Source organism: Ralstonia sp. GX3-BWBA (assembly GCF_003290055.1).
GTDB classification, from domain to species: Bacteria; Pseudomonadota; Gammaproteobacteria; order Burkholderiales; family Burkholderiaceae; genus Ralstonia; species Ralstonia holmesii.
The window spans coordinates 411,907-428,738 of sequence record NZ_QMKS01000004.1 but is presented as its reverse complement, the minus strand read 5'-3'; the positions used below and the strand labels follow the sequence as shown (position 1 = coordinate 428,738).

The 16,832-nt window shown below is 61.7% G+C and carries 13 protein-coding genes and 1 pseudogene; 9 read left to right on the top strand and 5 right to left on the bottom strand.

The window, feature by feature from the left end; translation table 11 throughout:
• Positions 1 to 58: 58 nt before the first annotated feature.
• A complete protein-coding gene (locus DOD19_RS03755; protein ID WP_112184060.1) occupies positions 59 to 1,063 on the top strand; it encodes a homoserine kinase in 1,005 nt (334 codons plus the stop codon).
• Positions 1,054 to 1,851 carry a BPSS1780 family membrane protein gene (locus DOD19_RS03750; protein ID WP_112184058.1) on the top strand — a complete coding sequence of 266 codons (798 nt, stop codon included), beginning with the start codon at positions 1,054 to 1,056 and terminating at the stop codon, positions 1,849 to 1,851. The genes DOD19_RS03755 and DOD19_RS03750 overlap by 10 nt, the downstream gene beginning before the upstream one ends.
• Before the next feature lie 23 nt (positions 1,852 to 1,874).
• On the opposite strand, the gene DOD19_RS03745 is transcribed toward DOD19_RS03750, so the two are convergent.
• Entirely contained in the window at positions 1,875 to 4,235 is a 2,361-nt protein-coding gene (locus DOD19_RS03745) for a UvrD-helicase domain-containing protein (protein WP_024975142.1), read from the bottom strand.
• 150 nt (positions 4,236 to 4,385) lie between these two features.
• On the opposite strand from DOD19_RS03745, the gene DOD19_RS03740 reads away from it, so the two are divergent.
• Entirely contained in the window at positions 4,386 to 7,262 is a 2,877-nt protein-coding gene (locus DOD19_RS03740; protein WP_112184056.1) for a valine--tRNA ligase, read from the top strand.
• 33 nt (positions 7,263 to 7,295) lie between these two features.
• Entirely contained in the window at positions 7,296 to 8,168 is an 873-nt protein-coding gene (gene galU / locus DOD19_RS03735; RefSeq protein WP_037031495.1) for a UTP--glucose-1-phosphate uridylyltransferase GalU, read from the top strand.
• A gap of 130 nt (positions 8,169 to 8,298) precedes the next feature.
• Here galU and DOD19_RS03730 read toward each other — a convergent pair whose 3' ends face one another.
• The 3 genes from DOD19_RS03730 to DOD19_RS03720 all read right to left on the bottom strand — a co-directional run bounded on the left by DOD19_RS03730 (position 8,299) and on the right by DOD19_RS03720 (position 10,627).
• A complete protein-coding gene (locus DOD19_RS03730) occupies positions 8,299 to 9,294 on the bottom strand; it encodes a hypothetical protein (protein ID WP_112184054.1) in 996 nt (331 codons plus the stop codon).
• A gap of 473 nt (positions 9,295 to 9,767) precedes the next feature.
• The gene (infA, locus tag DOD19_RS03725) at positions 9,768 to 9,986 is read right to left on the bottom strand and encodes a translation initiation factor IF-1 (protein WP_004631109.1); all 219 of its coding nucleotides are present in this window, start codon (positions 9,984 to 9,986) and stop codon (positions 9,768 to 9,770) included.
• Between the two features lie 347 nt (positions 9,987 to 10,333).
• Positions 10,334 to 10,627, bottom strand: coding sequence for a hypothetical protein (locus DOD19_RS03720; protein ID WP_112184053.1), 294 nt, complete (start codon positions 10,625 to 10,627; stop codon positions 10,334 to 10,336).
• Between the two features lie 313 nt (positions 10,628 to 10,940).
• Between DOD19_RS03720 and DOD19_RS03715 the strand changes: the two genes are divergently transcribed.
• Positions 10,941 to 12,044 (top strand): endo alpha-1,4 polygalactosaminidase, encoded by a 1,104-nt coding sequence (locus DOD19_RS03715; RefSeq protein WP_112184051.1) that lies wholly within the window; start codon positions 10,941 to 10,943, stop codon positions 12,042 to 12,044.
• Here DOD19_RS03715 and pobA read toward each other — a convergent pair.
• Entirely contained in the window at positions 12,022 to 13,248 is a 1,227-nt protein-coding gene (pobA, locus tag DOD19_RS03710; RefSeq protein ID WP_112184049.1) for a 4-hydroxybenzoate 3-monooxygenase, read from the bottom strand. The two genes, DOD19_RS03715 and pobA, sit on opposite strands and share 23 nt — an antisense overlap.
• 117 nt (positions 13,249 to 13,365) lie before the next feature.
• Between pobA and DOD19_RS03705 the strand changes: the two genes are divergently transcribed.
• The 4 genes and pseudogenes from DOD19_RS03705 to DOD19_RS03695 all read left to right on the top strand — a co-directional run bounded on the left by DOD19_RS03705 (position 13,366) and on the right by DOD19_RS03695 (position 16,499).
• Entirely contained in the window at positions 13,366 to 14,343 is a 978-nt protein-coding gene (locus DOD19_RS03705; protein ID WP_112184047.1) for a LysR family transcriptional regulator, read from the top strand.
• 823 nt (positions 14,344 to 15,166) lie between these two features.
• On the top strand, positions 15,167 to 15,703 hold the full coding sequence (locus DOD19_RS03700) for a fimbrial protein (protein WP_112184044.1): 537 nt from the start codon (positions 15,167 to 15,169) through the stop codon (positions 15,701 to 15,703).
• A gap of 51 nt (positions 15,704 to 15,754) precedes the next feature.
• Positions 15,755 to 15,940, top strand: a pseudogene (locus DOD19_RS27825) (fimbria/pilus periplasmic chaperone); the annotation flags it as partial.
• A 7-nt stretch (positions 15,941 to 15,947) separates the two neighbouring features.
• Positions 15,948 to 16,499 carry a fimbria/pilus periplasmic chaperone gene (locus DOD19_RS03695; protein WP_239497954.1) on the top strand — a complete coding sequence of 184 codons (552 nt, stop codon included), beginning with the start codon at positions 15,948 to 15,950 and terminating at the stop codon, positions 16,497 to 16,499.
• The last annotated feature ends 333 nt before the right edge of the window (positions 16,500 to 16,832 follow it).

Here is a 16,832-nt window from a genome sequence, read left to right as displayed (position 1 = left end):
GGCCGGCCCCTCGGTGGGCTGGCCCGCTTTCCCTCCACCCGTTTCCCGTTCCTGAAGCATGGCTGTTTTCACCCCGGTCTCCGACGCAGAGATCGCTCTCTGGCTGGATCAATACGATGTGGGCGCCGTGCGCGCATTTCGCGGCATCCCGTCCGGGATCGAAAACTCCAACTTCTTCCTGACTACGGAAAAGGATGGGCAGACGCACGAATACGTCGTCACGCTGTTCGAGCGGCTGACGTTCGAGCAACTGCCGTTCTACCTGTATCTGATGCAGCATCTGGCGCAGCACGACATCAGCGTGCCGGCGCCGATTCCGGGGCGCGACGGCGAGATCCTGCGCACGCTCAACGGCAAGCCGGCGACCATCGTGACGCGTCTGGCGGGCCGCTCGAACCTGGCGCCCACGGTGTCGGAATGCGGCATCGTCGGCGACATGCTCGCGCGCATGCATCTGGCCGGGCGCGACTATCCACGCCATCAGCCGAACCTGCGCAGCCTGCCATGGTGGAACGAAGTCGTGCCAGACGTCGTGCCCTTCGTGCACGGCGACACACGCGCACTGCTGGAAAGCGAACTCGCGCACCAGCAACGCTTCTTCGCCAGCGCCGACTACGCCGCGCTGCCCGAAGGCCCGTGCCATTGCGACCTCTTCCGCGACAACGTGCTGTTCGAGCCGGCCGCCCATGGGCAGCCGGAACGCCTGGGCGGCTTCTTCGACTTTTACTTTGCCGGTGTCGACAAGTGGCTTTTCGACGTGGCCGTCACCGTGAACGACTGGTGCATCGACCTGGCCACGGGCGTGCTGGATGGCGAGCGGGCACGTGCGATGCTGCGCGCATACCACGCTGTGCGCCCATTCACCGACGCCGAAGCACGGCACTGGCAAGACATGCTGCGCGCAGCGGCGTACCGCTTCTGGGTTTCGCGCCTGTGGGACTTCTATCTCCCGCGCGATGCCGAACTGCTCAAGCCGCATGACCCCACCCACTTCGAGCGCGTACTGCGTGAACGGGTTGGCGCGAGCGCCCTGACTCTGGATCTTCCCCAACCATGCAACTGATTGAAGTACCGGCCAAGCAAGGCTACGTCTGGCTGCGCCAGGGTGCGTGGCTGTTTCGCAAGAACCCGATCGGGTTTTTGCTGCTGCTATTCATCTACCTGTTTGCGGTCAACCTGCTGATGCTGCTGGTGCCGCCGATTGGTGTTTTTGCCATCCTGCTGGTGAATCCGGCCATCTTCGTGGGCTTCATGTCGGCCTGCCGCGATACGGTAGCCGGCAAGCGCGTCGGGCCGGCATCGCTCATCGCGGGCTTTCGCGCATACGGCAAGGATGCAATGCGCAGCCTGCTCAAGCTTGGCGGCATCTATGGCGTATTGGTACTTGTAGTCAGCGGCGTGCTGATGACGATGGTGGACGTTGACACGCTCATGACCGTGGTCAGCGACAAACCGCTCACGACCGAGGCCATTCGAGAGTTCTACCTTGCCATGGTGATGGGCTCGGTGCTGTACATCCCGGTGGCGGTGCTGTTCTGGTTTGCGCCGTTGCTGGTCGCATGGCACGGCATTCCGGTGGGCAAGGCGCTGTTCTTCAGCTGGATGTCCGTGTGGCGCAACCGGGCAGCCTTCATCGTGTACGGCGTGCTGGTCGCAATTTTGCTGATCGCCGTGCCGCTGTTCATCGATGCGCTGTTCGCGTCGAGCGGCGCCAACAACATCGCCCCGATCATCGCCACGCCGTACCGGATTCTGGTGATGGCGGTGCTGTACTGCTCGTTCTACGCCACGTACCGCGGCTGCTTCAACGTGACGCAAGCCGCCGGCCAGACGACTGACACGGCGGCCTGACCGGCCGATGGCCCGATCAACGCTCAGTTGATCGGGTCCAGCTTGGCGATGCCCAGCGCCAGCGTCTTCACCCCGTGGCGGTTGAATTTGATCTGGGCACGCGCCTCTGCGCCCTCGCCTTCCAGCGTCGTGATGACGCCTTCCCCGAACTTGTTGTGGAACACCGACTGGCCGACGCGGAAGCCCGTGGCCTCTGCGCGCTTGGCATCGGCGTAGTTCTTGCCGGTGTCCATGCCGCCAGTCGGGCGGCCGGTGTAAGCGTCGTCATCACCGCGCTCGGGGCGCTTGAACCAATCCTTCCCCCAGGCGGAATCGCCTTGCACACGGCGCGTCGCCTGGTAGCCCGAGTGCTGCGGCGTCAGCCACTTCAGCGTGTCTTCGGGTAGTTCGTCAAAGAAGCGTGAGCGGATGTGGTAGCGGATTTGACCATGCAGCACGCGGCTTTGCGCGAATGACAGATACAACCGCTCGCGCGCACGGGTGATCGCCACATACATCAGGCGGCGCTCTTCCTCCAGGCCGTCTTTCTCCATCTGGCTGTTTTCGTGCGGGAACAAGCCCTCTTCCAGCCCGGTGATGAAGACGACGTGGAATTCCAGCCCCTTGGCCGCATGCACGGTCATCATCTGCACGGCATCCTGGCCGGCCTGGGCTTGGTTGTCGCCCGCTTCAAGCGAGGCGTGCGTGAGAAACGCAACCAGCGGCGTCATCTCAGCGGGCGTCTCGTCGGTCACGAGTTCAGAGGCGGTATCGATCTCGCCGCCTTCGATGCGCAGCATGGCGTCGTGGCGCACCGGCAGCGCGGTTGCAATCGCGTCGACGCCGTAACCTTCTTCGGCAACGAAGGCTTGCGCCGCGGTTATCAACTCCTGCAAGTTCTCGATGCGGTCCTGGCCCTCCTTCTCACCCTGGTAATGCGTGATCAGGCCGCTGGCGTGAATGACATGCTGGACAATTTCGGGCAGCGTCATCTGGCGCGTGTCGGCACGCATCTGTTCGATCAGACGCACAAACGCCGACAACTTGGTGCCCGCCGCCCCCGTGAGATACGGCACCGCCGCTGCGAGCGAGATGCCATACAGCCGCGCCGCATCCTGCAACTGCTCCAGGGAGCGCGCCCCAACGCCGCGCGCCGGAAAGTTCACCACACGGCCGAACGCAGCGTCGTTGTCCGAGTTTTCCAGCAACTGGATATACGCCAACGCGTGCTTGATTTCCGCACGCTCGAAGAAGCGCAGACCGCCGTACACCTTGTACGCGATGCCGGCCGAGAACAGCGCGTGCTCGATCACCCGTGACTGCGCGTTGCTGCGATACAGGATGGCGATTTCCGAACGCGCCGCGCCGCTGGCAATACGGTCGCGGATTTCTTCGACGATCCAACCGGCCTCCTGCCCGTCCGTCGCGGCCTGGTAGACACGCACCGGCTCACCATGGCCGGCATCGGTACGCAGGTTCTTTCCCAACCGACGCGTGTTGTGCGAGATCAGGTGGTTGGCGGTATCGAGGATGTGGCCGTGCGAGCGATAGTTCTGCTCCAGCTTGATCCGGTGCTCGACGCGGAATTCGCGTTCAAAGTCGACCATATTGCCAACGTTGGCACCACGAAACGCGTAGATGCTCTGGTCATCGTCGCCCACGGCAAAGATGGCGTTGGGCGTGACGCCAGGCTCGCCGAGGCCGGCCAGAATCTTCAGCCAGGCGTATTGCAGCTTGTTCGTATCCTGGAACTCGTCAACCAGGATGTGCTTGAAGCGCCGTTGGTAGTGCGCGCGGATAGCGTCGTTGTAGCGCAGCAGTTCGTAGCAGCGCAGGAGCAGTTCGGCAAAATCGACCACGCCTTCGCGCTGGCATTGCGCGTCGTAAGCGGCGTAGAGGTCGGCCATGCGGCGGTCGTACTCGTTGGCGATTTCCAGATCGCCCGCGCGCAAGCCCTGCTCCTTGGAGCCGTTGATGAAGTACTGGACGTTCTTTGGCGGGAATTTCTCGTCGTCGATATTGAGCGACTTGAGCAGACGCTTGACGGCGGAGAGCTGGTCTTGCGTATCCAGAATCTGGAACGTCTGCGGCAAGCCGGCATCACGGTAATGCGCGCGCAGCAACCGGTTGCACAGACCGTGGAACGTGCCGATCCACATGGCGCGCGTGTTGATCGGCAGCATGGCCTGCAGGCGGGCCGTCATTTCCTTGGCCGCCTTGTTCGTAAACGTGACGGCCAGCACACCTGCCGGCGACACCCGCGCGCTCTGGATCAGCCACGCGATGCGGGTGGTCAACACACGCGTCTTGCCGCTGCCCGCCCCCGCCAGGATCAGCGCCGATTCATCGGGAAGCGTGATGGCAGCGCGTTGTTCGGGGTTCAGATTGGCGAGCAGGTCGGACATGCGGGAGGAGCCTCGGCAGAATCCTGAAATTATACCGGCCGCATTCGCCGCTTCACCCGTGCCGCACATCGACACGCCGTATAATTCCAAGCTTTCGCCCGCCATTTTCCTGGGCCAAACGTCTTTTTGCGCCCATAGCGCCCCGTCAGCATGACCGATCAAAATCAGTCCCTCGCCAAGAGTTTCGAACCCGCCACCATCGAGCAGAAGTGGAGCGCGGCTTGGGAAGCGATGGGCGTCTCCCGCGCGACGCTCGAAGCCGGCAAGCCCGACTTCTGTATCCAGCTCCCGCCGCCGAACGTGACGGGCACACTGCACATGGGCCACGCGTTCAACCAGACCATCATGGACGGCCTGACGCGCCACGCGCGCATGGCCGGCGCCAATACGCTGTGGGTACCGGGCACCGACCACGCCGGCATCGCCACGCAGATCGTCGTTGAGCGCCAGCTGGATGCCCAAGGCGTGTCGCGCCACGACATGGGCCGCGAGAAGTTCGTCGAGAAGGTCTGGGAATGGAAGGAGCAATCGGGCTCGACCATCACGCGCCAGGTGCGCCGCATGGGTGCCTCGATCGACTGGGAGCGCGAATACTTCACGATGGACCCGAAGATGTCGCGCGCGGTCAGCGACGTCTTCGTGCGTCTGTATGAGCAGGGCCTGATTTACCGCGGCAAGCGCCTCGTCAACTGGGACCCGGTGCTCGGCACCGCCGTATCCGACCTGGAAGTGGTGAGCGAAGAGGAAGAAGGCTCGCTGTGGCACATCCGCTATCCGCTGGCCGAACCGGACGCCGTGCGCGGCTTGACCCACCTGACGGTTGCCACCACCCGCCCCGAGACAATGCTCGGCGACACGGCCGTGATGGTGCACCCCGAGGATGAGCGCTACGCCCACCTCATCGGCAAGTTCGTTCACCTGCCGCTGACCGACCGCAAGATCCCGGTGATTGCAGACGAATACGTCGACCGCGCGTTCGGCACCGGCGTGGTCAAGGTCACCCCGGGCCACGACTTCAACGACTACGCCGTGGGCCTGCGCCACAAGCTGCCACAGCTGTCGATCCTGACGCTCGACGCGAAGATCGTTGCCGATGCGCCGGCTGCCTATGCCGGCATGGACCGCTTCGACGCGCGCAAGAAGATGGTCGAGGATCTCGAAGCGCAGGGCCTGCTGGCTGAAGTCAAGAAGCACACGCTGATGGTGCCGCGTGGCGACCGTACCGGTGTCGTCATCGAACCGATGCTGACGGATCAGTGGTTCGTTGCCATGAGCAAACCGGCGCCGGAGGGCACGCGCTTCCCGGGCCGCTCCATCGCCGAAGTGGCGCTCGATGCCGTACAGAGCGGGAAGATCAAGCTCGTGCCCGAGCAGTGGGTCAATACGTACAACCAGTGGCTGACTAACATCCAGGACTGGTGCATCTCGCGTCAACTGTGGTGGGGTCACCAAATTCCGGCGTGGTACGACGAAGCCGGCAACGTATACGTCGGCCGCACGGAAGAGGAAGCCAAAGCCCAAGCGGCGACCAAGGGCTACACCGGCACGCTCACGCGTGACGACGACGTGCTGGACACATGGTTCTCGTCCGCGCTGGTGCCGTTCTCATCGCTGGGCTGGCCGGCTGACACGCCGGAACTGAAGCACTTCCTGCCGTCCACCGTTCTGGTCACGGGCTACGACATCATCTTCTTCTGGGTGGCGCGCATGGTCATGATGACCCTGCACTTCACCGGCGAAGTGCCCTTCCACACCGTCTACGTGCACGGCCTCGTGCGCGACTCGGAAGGCAAGAAGATGAGTAAGTCCGAGGGCAACACGCTCGACCCGGTGGATCTGATCGACGGTATTGCGCTGGAGCCGCTGCTGGCCAAGCGCACGACCGGCCTGCGCCGCCCGAAGGACGCCCCCAAGGTCGAGAAGCGCACACGCAAGGAATTCCCCGAAGGCATTCCCGCATTCGGTGCCGACGCGCTGCGCTTCACGTTCGCCTCGCTCGCCACGCTTGGCCGCAGCATCAACTTTGACCCGGGCCGCTGCGAGGGCTATCGCAACTTCTGCAACAAACTCTGGAACGCCACGCGCTTCGTGCTGATGAACACTGAAGGCCAGGACTGCGGCATGCAGGAATGCGTCGGTGATTGCGGCCCCGAAGGCACGCTGCACTTCTCGCAGGCCGACCGCTGGATCGTCTCGCTGCTGCAGCGCGTGGAAACCGAAGTGGAAAAAGGCTTTGCCGACTACCGCTTCGACAACATCGCCAACGCCATCTACAAGTTCGTCTGGGACGAATACTGCGACTGGTACCTGGAACTCGCCAAGGTGCAGATCCAGACCGGCACGCCGGCTCAGCAGCGCGCCACGCGCCGCACGCTGCTGCGTGTGCTGGAAACGGTGCTGCGCCTCGCCCATCCGATTATTCCGTTCATTACCGAAGAACTCTGGCAGAAGGTTGCGCCGATGGCCGGCCGCGCCAAGGGCGATGGCACCGAAAGCCTCGCGCTGCAGGAATACCCGCGCGCCGTGCTGTCCAAGATCGACGAGCAGGCCGAGCAATGGGTTCAGCAGTTGAAGGCACTGGTGGACGCCTGCCGCAATCTTCGCGGCGAGATGAACATCTCCCCCGCGCAACGCGTGCCGCTCTACGCCAATGGCGAAGCCGAGTTCCTGCAGGTGGCGGCGCCGTACGTGCAAGCGCTGGGCAAGCTTTCTGAAGTGAAGGTCTACACGGATGCCGCTGCCATGGAGCAGGACGGCGCCGGCGCACCGGTCGCCATCGTCGGCGAAAACAAGCTGCTGCTGAAGATCGAGATCGACGTGGCCGCCGAGCATGCGCGTCTGTCGAAGGAAATCGACCGCCTGCGCGGCGAGATCACCAAGTGCGAAGCCAAGCTCGGCAACGAATCGTTCGTTGCCCGCGCGCCGGCCGCCGTGGTGGAACAGGAACAAAAGCGTGTGACGGATTTCAAAGCCACGCTGGCCAAGCTGGAAGCCCAGATTGCACGGCTGCCGGTACAGACTGCCTGAGCGCCCAGAACAATCGATATCAAGGAAACCACGATGCAACGCGTCACCAAAGCCGTTTTCCCCGTCGCGGGGCTCGGAACCCGCTTTCTGCCAGCCACCAAGGCCAGCCCGAAGGAAATGCTGCCGGTCGTGGACAAGCCCCTGATCCAGTACGCCGTGGAAGAAGCCATGGCCGCCGGCATCACCGAGATGATCTTCGTCACGGGCCGCAGCAAGCGCGCCATCGAAGATCACTTTGACAAGGCTTACGAGCTGGAAGCAGAACTTGAAGCCAAGCACAAGACCGCGCTGCTCGAGGTCGTGCGCTCCATCAAGCCGTCGCATGTGGATTGCTTCTACGTGCGCCAGCCTGAAGCGCTGGGCTTGGGCCATGCCGTGCAATGTGCTGAGAAGCTCGTCGGCGACGCGCCCTTCGCAGTCATCCTGGCTGACGACCTGCTGGACGGCGACCCGCCCGTCATGAAGCAGATGGTCGACCTGTACGAACACTACAACTGCTCGGTGATCGGCGTGGAAGAGATCGACCGGGAGCAGAGCCGCTCGTACGGTGTGGTCGATGGGCGCCCGTGGGAAGAAGACGGCAGCGTCATCAAGATGTCGGGCATCATCGAAAAGCCGGCACCCGAGAACGCACCGTCCAACCTCGGCGTGGTCGGCCGCTACATCCTCACGCCGCGCATTTTCGAACACATCCGCAACCTCAAGCCTGGCGCGGGCGGTGAACTGCAACTGACGGACGCCATCCAGTCGCTGCTGTCCGCAGAGCAGGTGCTAGCCTATCGCTACAAAGGCGTGCGCTACGACTGCGGCAGCAAGCTGGGCTACCTGAAGGCAACGGTGGAACTCGCACTCAAGCACAAGGAAGTCGCTGACGACTTCCGCGCCTATCTGGCTGCACGCGGCTGAGCTAATACGCGCGTCGCCATAGAAAAAACCCGCGCAGCATGAGCTGACGCGGGTTTTTTGTTGCCGGATCGTGTCCCGTCCGTCCGGCGCGGAGTCCCACCCTTTTGCGAGGAGAGGCTGCAGCCTCTTCTTATTGCGGTGCCGTCAGCGGTTTGATGGTGCTGTTCAGCAAGCTCCAGTACGAACTGGTGCTGTACGGCAGCATCTGCTCAACGTAGTTCCACCAGAAGTAGCCACCGATGAAGCGCGGATCCGCTGCCATCGAGGTCGTACCCATGGGGTAGTACGACTTGATCAGATTCTGCTGCACCGACAGCGGCGCCGACGTACTGGACGTACCGATCTCACCAAACCCCACCTTCGCGACCGGGAAGATGCTTTCAAGCAACTTGAAATCGTTTGCCCACGACGGATTCAAACCTGGGCAGTCCTGGTACGGGTAGTAGCTGAACAATGCGTAGTCCGCGCCTTGCAGCACACGGGAGGGCAGGAAGTTGGTCGCCCAGGTACGCCATGAGTCCATCGACAGTTCGTAGCAGTTGGTGCCCTTGCCATCGTCGTTGTAGTACATCGTCACCGACACCAGGCCACCGGCGCCCTTCACGATGTCGTAGGCATTACCGACCATCTGACCGATCTGCTGCTCCTGCGACGTTGCCGTCGCCGTCGGACCGCTCGGATTGGCACGCAACCATTCGCCGTTGATTTCATTGGCGATTTCCCACACGTCCACGACATCCTTCAGCGTGCTCACCAACTCGTTGGTGCGTGCGCTGTAGGTCGTCGGGTCGACCGGGAAATAGTACGAATCCATCACTTCGCCCATCACGTAGGCAACTTGATGAAGCTTGACCAGCGGTGCGTAATAGTCGGCTGCCGATGTACCCGGGTCAAAGACCACGCGCACGGTCGGCTTGTACGGCAGGTGCGTGAGCGAGGCCACGATCGCGTTGATGCTGCTGACGTCGTCAAGCGTGACGCCATAGATGGGGGCCTTCGGGCGCGTGGCCTGCGCCGAGGCATTTTGTATTCCCAGGCCTGTCAGCGTTGTTGCCGCCGCCAGACCCACCAAAGCGCGCAGGCTCATGCGCGCCGCCCTCTGTGCTGCTTTCTTGGTTTCCAACATTGTGATTTTCTATTCCCTCGGACGCAAAAACGTTACGCCCAGTACTGCGATGGACAAGCGCCGTCCTACCTGTGCGGTATCCCGATGTGGTGTGACTCCTTTGACACACTGAACACCGAACGGGTGCGAGCGTCAGATGACGCCCCGGTCGGCGAATGGATGCGCGATTAGAGGTCCTGCTGAGTCGATGAATCGATCAACGGCCGTGCGCTTATGAGTGGACTGGTACAGCTGGCGCGAGCTCACCCGAGGGCAGCACGCGGCTTGAAAAATATGACAAGCCCTGCACTTCAGTTGACCGCCAACTGTGTTCCCCCCGTTGGCAGCCAAGCGGCATGATACCGGATGTTGTCGGCAGATCAACGAAATTTAACACTGCTTACGCAGCAATAATAAAAAAACCGCGAGTCGGGCAGACACGCGGTTTCTTCGAAACGCCCACGGGATGGACGTCTTGGCGGCACAGCCGTTTTTTACTTGTGCCGGTAGTTGATGCGACCCTTCGTGAGGTCGTACGGCGACATTTCCAGCTTCACGCGGTCGCCCGCGAGAATGCGGATGCGGTGCTTCTGCATCTTGCCCGATGCATAAGCCCAGATTTCCACGCCGTTTTCCAACTGCACGCGAAAACGATTGTCGGGTAGCGCTTCAGACACCACCCCTTCAAATTCAATCAGTTCTTCCTTGGCCAAACTCGTTCCTTTGTATGCAGCACGCGGCTGCGCCGATGGTTGCAATGATGTGATGACCCACCCGAACCACGCCACACGCCTTGAGGAGCATGCAGCGGTACGCCGCGATCATCTGCCCGGACAGCGGGCTTGGGGGGTACCGAGCTGCACGAAACACAAATCGCGCCCGCCAATGGCGCGCGCCGTTTCGTGCAAGCGAGAGCGAGGATGGGTGGCGGTCGCAGATGCGCGCCGCCCGACTCGGCGCGGGGTATTCCCCGGTGCTGGACTCAGCCGCCACCGACCATGATTGGCCCGGCGGCGAGCCGGATTCGCCTGCTATTCTACCACGGGCAGGTTCTGCGGGTTCAGGCGCCGTCGGCGGGAAGCGACAGTTCAGGCACGTCACCATCGATGATGCTCTCAGCAAAGCGCAGCGCTGCGATGCGCGCAGCGCCCACATTGCTGAATTGCCGCTCCCCCGAGAGGCGGAAGACCTGGGTCTGCCCGGGTTCGGGCGACTCCCCCGCCCGACAGATCATCACGGCTGCGTTGTAGCTGCGATCTTCCCTGGCCTCGGGCCAGCGTGCCGTGCGTTCATGTTGGAAAGCCAACGGATAAATGTCGAAGCCTTTGTATTGGCCCGCCGGCGAAGTGTCCATCTGAAATGCCCCCTTCTTGAACGTCGAGTGCTGTCCGACTATACACCCGTGCGTTTTGCATGGCGATGAAAGCGACGGCAACGTTTGACTTCGGGCACGGCACAGCATGCGCAGACCAATCATCTGCCATGGCAAAGAGGTCCGAAGCGACGACGAACGCTGGTCTAAAGAAGTTTCAGAACGTCACGCCCCCCCGCACCGTGCGGCGCGATCCGATTGTGCTAGCTTGGATTGATTGGTGCCTGCCGCGGCATTCAAACGGATACGCACGCTCGGAGCACGGCACCGCCTCCCAATCCTTTCAAGAGTGACAATGCGCCTGATCTCTCCGATTGCCCTGGCGTGTGCCGGGCTGACGCTGTCTGCCTGTGGTGGCGGCGATGGTGGTTCGTCATTGAGCCCGCAAGCCAGCGCAGCTTCCAATGCGGCGAACGCCCAGTCGAAAACGATTGCCGCCGCAACAACCACACGCGTTTGCGGAGTCAACGGCACCTCGCCGCTGGCAGGAGTGCAGACGTGGATGTATCAGTTGCAGGGCATGACCACCAGCGCGCAGATTGACGCGCTGGACGCGCAGCCGTACGACATGCTGGTGATCGAGGCCAACAACACCATCAAGGGGCTGGAAAACTTCAACACCGTCGACATGGTGGCGCGCCTGCGCAGCAAGCCCGACGGCTCCGCGCGCAAGGTGCTCGCCTACATCGACATTGGCGAGGCCGAAGACTTCCGCACCTATTGGGCGTCGAGTTGGAAGGCACCGACAGCTGACGGCCCCGGCACGCCCGACTTCATCATCAAGGCCGACCCCGATGGCTGGGCCGGTGACTACCCCGTTGCGTTCTGGGACCCGCGCTGGCAAGCGCTCTGGCTCGGGCCAAACGGCGCCGTCGCGCAACTGGCGCGCGAAGGGTTCGACGGCGTCTATCTGGATTGGGTCGAGGCGTACGCCGAGCCTTCTGTGGCAGACGCGGCCCAAGCGGCTGGCATCGACCCCGCGCAGGCCATGATCGATTTCATCGCCAAGATCCGTGCAGCGGGCCGCGCCATCAATCCACAGTTCGCGGTGATCCAGCAAAACGCACCCTCATTGATTGACGACGGCGGTGGATCAACGCTGCTGGCAACGATCGATGGTATCTCGCAGGAAGACACGTGGTTCGGCGGCAGTTCGGGCGCCGCTTGGGGTAGCGCCTCCGGCGGCGACAAGGCCCCCAGTGCAGATGACACGCAATGGACGATCGACCAACTGCAGAAATACTGTGCCGGGAACGTGCCCGTCTTTACGATCGACTACGCGTTGAAGACCGCCAACGCGCAGAAGGTCTACACGGCCTCGCGCGGGCTGGGCTTCCACCCGCTGGTCTCCCGCATCGCACTGTCCAAGCCGACGACTACGCCGCCCTGGAACTACTGACCACGCTCAACGACGCACCGGCAGCCGTATCGGCAAACGGCAGGCCGACGTAGTTTTCGGCCAGCACGCGGGCGCCGGCAGGCGAGCTGGTCACGTAGTCCAGCTCGGCGCGCTGCAGCCTTTGCATGAACGGCGTGTGGTCGTCAAAGCGATGCAGCATCGACGTCATCCACCACGAGAAATGCTCGGCGCGCCAGACGCGTTGCAAGCAGCGTTCGGAGTAGCTTGCAAGCTGGGCGGTGTCGTCCTGCTTGTAGCGCGCGGTGAGCGCCTGGGCCAGCACGCGAACGTCAGCCACAGCCAGGTTCATGCCTTTCGCGCCGGTGGGCGGCACGATGTGCGCGGCGTCACCCGCCAGGAACAGGCGGCCGTACTGCATCGTCTCGCAGACAAAGCTACGCATCGGCGTGACGCTCTTCTGCAGGATCGGACCTTCCTTCAGGCGCCAGCCGTCGTTGTTCTCCAGACGCGTGTGGAGTTCATCCCAGATGCGCGCATCGGACCATTCGGCCAGGTTTTCATCGGGCTTGCATTGCAGGTAAAGCCGCGTGATCTTGGGTGAGCGCATGCTGAACAGCGCAAAGCCGCGATCGTGGCTCGCGTAGATCAGCTCTTCCGCGGCGGGCTCGGCTTCCGCCAGGATGCCAAGCCAGGCAAACGGATACACGCGCTCGAACACCGCTTGCCGCTGCGCCGGAATCGCTTGCCGGCAGATGCCGTGAAAGCCATCGCATCCGGCGATGTAATCACATTGCAGTGTCTGCGGCACGCCATCGTGGACGAACTGTACCGAAGGCGTGGCCGACTCGATGTCGTGCACCGACACATCGCTCACATCGAACAGCAGCGGTGCGCCCTGCTCCACGCGCGCTGCAATCAGATCCTTTACCACCTCGTGCTGCCCATACACGGTGATCGAGCGGCCGCCCGACATAGCGGTCAGGTCGATGCGATGGCGCTTGCCACCAAACAGCAGATCGATGCCATGGTGCACCAGTCCTTCGCGGCGCATCCGCATGCCCGCACCCGCTTCGTTGAGCACGTCGACCGTGCCTTGCTCCAGCACGCCGGCGCGGATGCGCTCTTCAACGTAGGCGCGGCTCTTGGTTTCGAGGATGACGGCGTCGATGCCGTTGCGGTGCAGAAGCTGCCCGAGCAGAAGGCCTGCCGGGCCCGCGCCAATGATGGCGACCTGGGTGCGCATGGTTGTCTCCGGATGGATTTGGAATCGTTCTGGCAACCATTGTTGGTGCTCACCTTGATATCGCACAATGCAATATTGGCGATAAACTTTATCGCCAATTCATATAGTGCGTCTGCCATGTCTACCCTGCCCGACTTTGACCTGAACCTGTTGCCGATCCTGCTGGCGCTACACGACGCGCGCAGCGTGAGCATGGCCGCGCAACAGCTTGGTATGAGCCAGCCTGGCGTGAGCACCGCGCTGGGAAAGCTGCGTGCTGCGTTTGACGACCCGCTGTTCGTACGCACCTCGCGCGGCATGGAGCCGACGCCGCGAGCGCTGGCGCTCATTCCTGCAGCACGCGATGTGCTGGCGCGTGTGCAGCAGGGCATTCTGGAAACCGGCGCGTTCGATCCGGCCACGACCACGCACACGTTCTCGATCTCGTTGTCGGACGTGGGCGAGATGGTGTTTTTGCCGCGCATTGTCGAGGCGATGGCGCGGCAGGCGCCGCGGGCGTCGGTGCAATCCGTATCTCTACCGCCGGCGCAGATCGAACGCGCACTTGAGACCGGTTCGCTCGACCTGGCTGTGGGTTACTTCCCCGACTTGAAGAAGAACAACTTCTTCCAGCAGCGGCTGTTTACCCACTACTTCACATGCATCGTGCGCGCCGATCATCCTGTCACGCGCGGCGCCAATACGAAGCTGTCGATGGCGCAGTTCCTGGAATACGGGCACGCCGTGGTGCGCGCCGAGGGGCGCAGTCAGGAACTGTACGAGCGGTTTCTGGAACGCAAGCGCATCCGACGTAAGCCGGCGCTGCTTACACCGCATTTCATGAGCATTCCGTTCATCCTGGCGCGCACGGACTTGATTGCGACGGTGCCGCACGCGGTGGGCCTGTCGTTCATGCAATCGCACGCCAACATCCGCGTGATGGAGCCGCCCCTGGAACTGCCCAGCTTCGATCTCAAGCAGCACTGGCACCGGAAGTTTCATAACGACGCGCGCAGTCAGTGGCTCCGGGCCCTCGTGACGTCGCTGTTCAACGACGAAGCGGACGAATGGCGCGAACCCGGCCATGCTCCAGCCAAGCGCAAGCACACCAGATAGACAAGGAAGTGTTATCTGCGCAGTTGTTCACAACACGATCACTCGATGCGTTTTAAGGCCTGGGAGCGCCCTCGTCGTAGACCGCGGTGCATGAAGTCCGGCACCCTGTCCTGATGGGCCAGGCGGCCAGCCTCTTTGTGCACCGGATCACGCCATGGTGCGCGGCCCTCGTCCACCCACGGAGGCTCGGTCCCATCTCGCAGTACACGCCCAGGCACATCTGCGGCCCGTTGCCAGCCGTTCATCGCAACTGCTGGACGCAATCCGAAGGCCCCCATGGCCTTCGCATTTGAACCACGTCTTTCAACGCATTGATCCGTTGGCCATCTCGCGCCAGCCTCATTGGCCACCGGCCGGTCTCCTGCAACAACATCTCACGCCGGATCAGCGCCGTTGAACAAGCCATAGATCCAGCGTTCGACCCATGCGGAAAACTACCAGTCAGGCATTCGTCCTATGGAAGAAACCCCAGGTCAGGTGCTCGTCCTATATCGCGAGCCGCAAGTTATTCCTAACATAACCCGCTCAGCACCATTTAAACCGATTGTTTATCTGGCCGCCCGATTTAGGCGTCTAGTGCGCATTTTCTCGCTCAAAAATTTGAGGCAATGCCGTTAGGCGCAATGTTTTTCGCTTATGCCGATGGAGCCCCAGCGACGTCATCGACGACTACGGGGAAAACAAATCAGCATTTCGTCTGGAGGGCAATCATAGAATATAAAAAATAGGGAATATATTCATTCGAATATTCATCTCTACGGCACCCATCAATACTCACATTTCTCGCTTTAAAGCGAGATACTCTTTACAAAGGAAAATCAAGATGAAAATGGCAAAACTCTCACTCTCCATCGCTGCTGTTCTCGGCATGGCGCTCACCTCGGCCCAAGCCTCCGCCACTGACGGCACCATCTCGTTCACCGGCCAGCTGGTCGGGTCCACCTGCAAGATCAACGGCAACGACAGCGGCACGCAAACCAACGTCAACGTCACGCTGCCGACGCTGTCGGTCACCGCACTGCGCGCGGTCGGCTCGACCGCCGGTGTTACGCCGTTCCAACTGAACCTGACCTCATGCTCGGGAGCATCTGCGCAAACGCACTTCGAGATCGGTTCGACGGTCGATTCGGCTACCGGCGCACTGGTCAACCAGACCGCCGGTGGCTCCAATGCACAAGTTCAGTTGCTGAACGACAAATACCAGCCGATCAACATCACCACCAATGCCAATTCGCAAACGGTAACGATCACGGATGGTGCCGCAACGATGCAGTACTACGCGCAATACCTAGCGGCCAAGGCAGCCGCTAACGCGGGCCAAGTGACGTCGCAGGTCACGTTCTCGATGAACTACAACTAAGCGTCAGATGGCCGCGCTATTGCGCGGCCATTTAAGCACCGATTTCAAACCATGAAATTTTTAACGCGCCAGTGTCTTGCGGCCCTTTATTTACTCGGTGCATTGCTTTCGGCAAGCGCCCACGCCAACGTCGTCATTTCCGGGACGCGAGTCATCTACCCGGCCGAACAGCGTGAAGTGAGCGTCAAACTCACCAACGAGGGAGATCGCCCCGCTCTGATGCAGGCTTGGATCGATAGCGGCAATGCCAACGAATCGCCCGAAGAGAGCGCTGCGCCGTTCATGCTGCCCCCCCCCGCTCGCGCGCGTCGAACCGGGCAAGGGCCAGACGCTCCGTCTGGTTTATCTGAAGGAGCCCCTGCCAGTTGACCGCGAATCCGTGTTCTATTTGAATGTCCTGGATATTCCGCCCAGTGCACGCCCTAGTGACGAGCACAATCAATTGCAAGTCGCGTTCCGCACGCGCATCAAGATTTTTTTCCGGCCCAGCGGTCTACCCGGCGATCCGGATAGCGCCGCTGAACAGCTCGCATGGAAGCTGATACGCGAGAGTTCCGGCGCCTATACGCTCGAATGCCAGAACACCAGCCCATACCATGTGTCGCTGACTGAAGTCCGATTGCAGCACGGCGGACGGACAGAGGAAGGCGGTGTGGGAATGGTTGCGCCTAACGCCACTTTTCGTTTCGCCTTGAAGAGCTTGGCAACGTTGCCCACAGGCCCGCTGGAACTGCATTACACGTCGATGAACGATTACGGTGCCGGCGTACCGCATCAAACGCAGATCATGCCTTAAAGGGCTGGCGAAGATATGGGAGGCCTGCCACGCCATATCGCCCGTAGTCAGGCCCCCTGCTGAGGAGCAGGCGATATCGATACGCGATCGGAACGCATCGAATCGCCTCTGCCAATGCCAATGCCAAACCGCATCCCCTCGAAACATCCGGGAAGTGGGAGCCGTTCTCAAAAATGTACCGCTGACTGACGACACACTGCTCGTCCTGACGTCTGGTATTCCACATACGAATTTTTCTACCAATTCGCTTGAACCCCGACGGGATTCGCCGACGCAGCCTGCGCAAATAATCGCATATAGGCACGCTGAGTTTTAAGAAAAATACTATCCAAA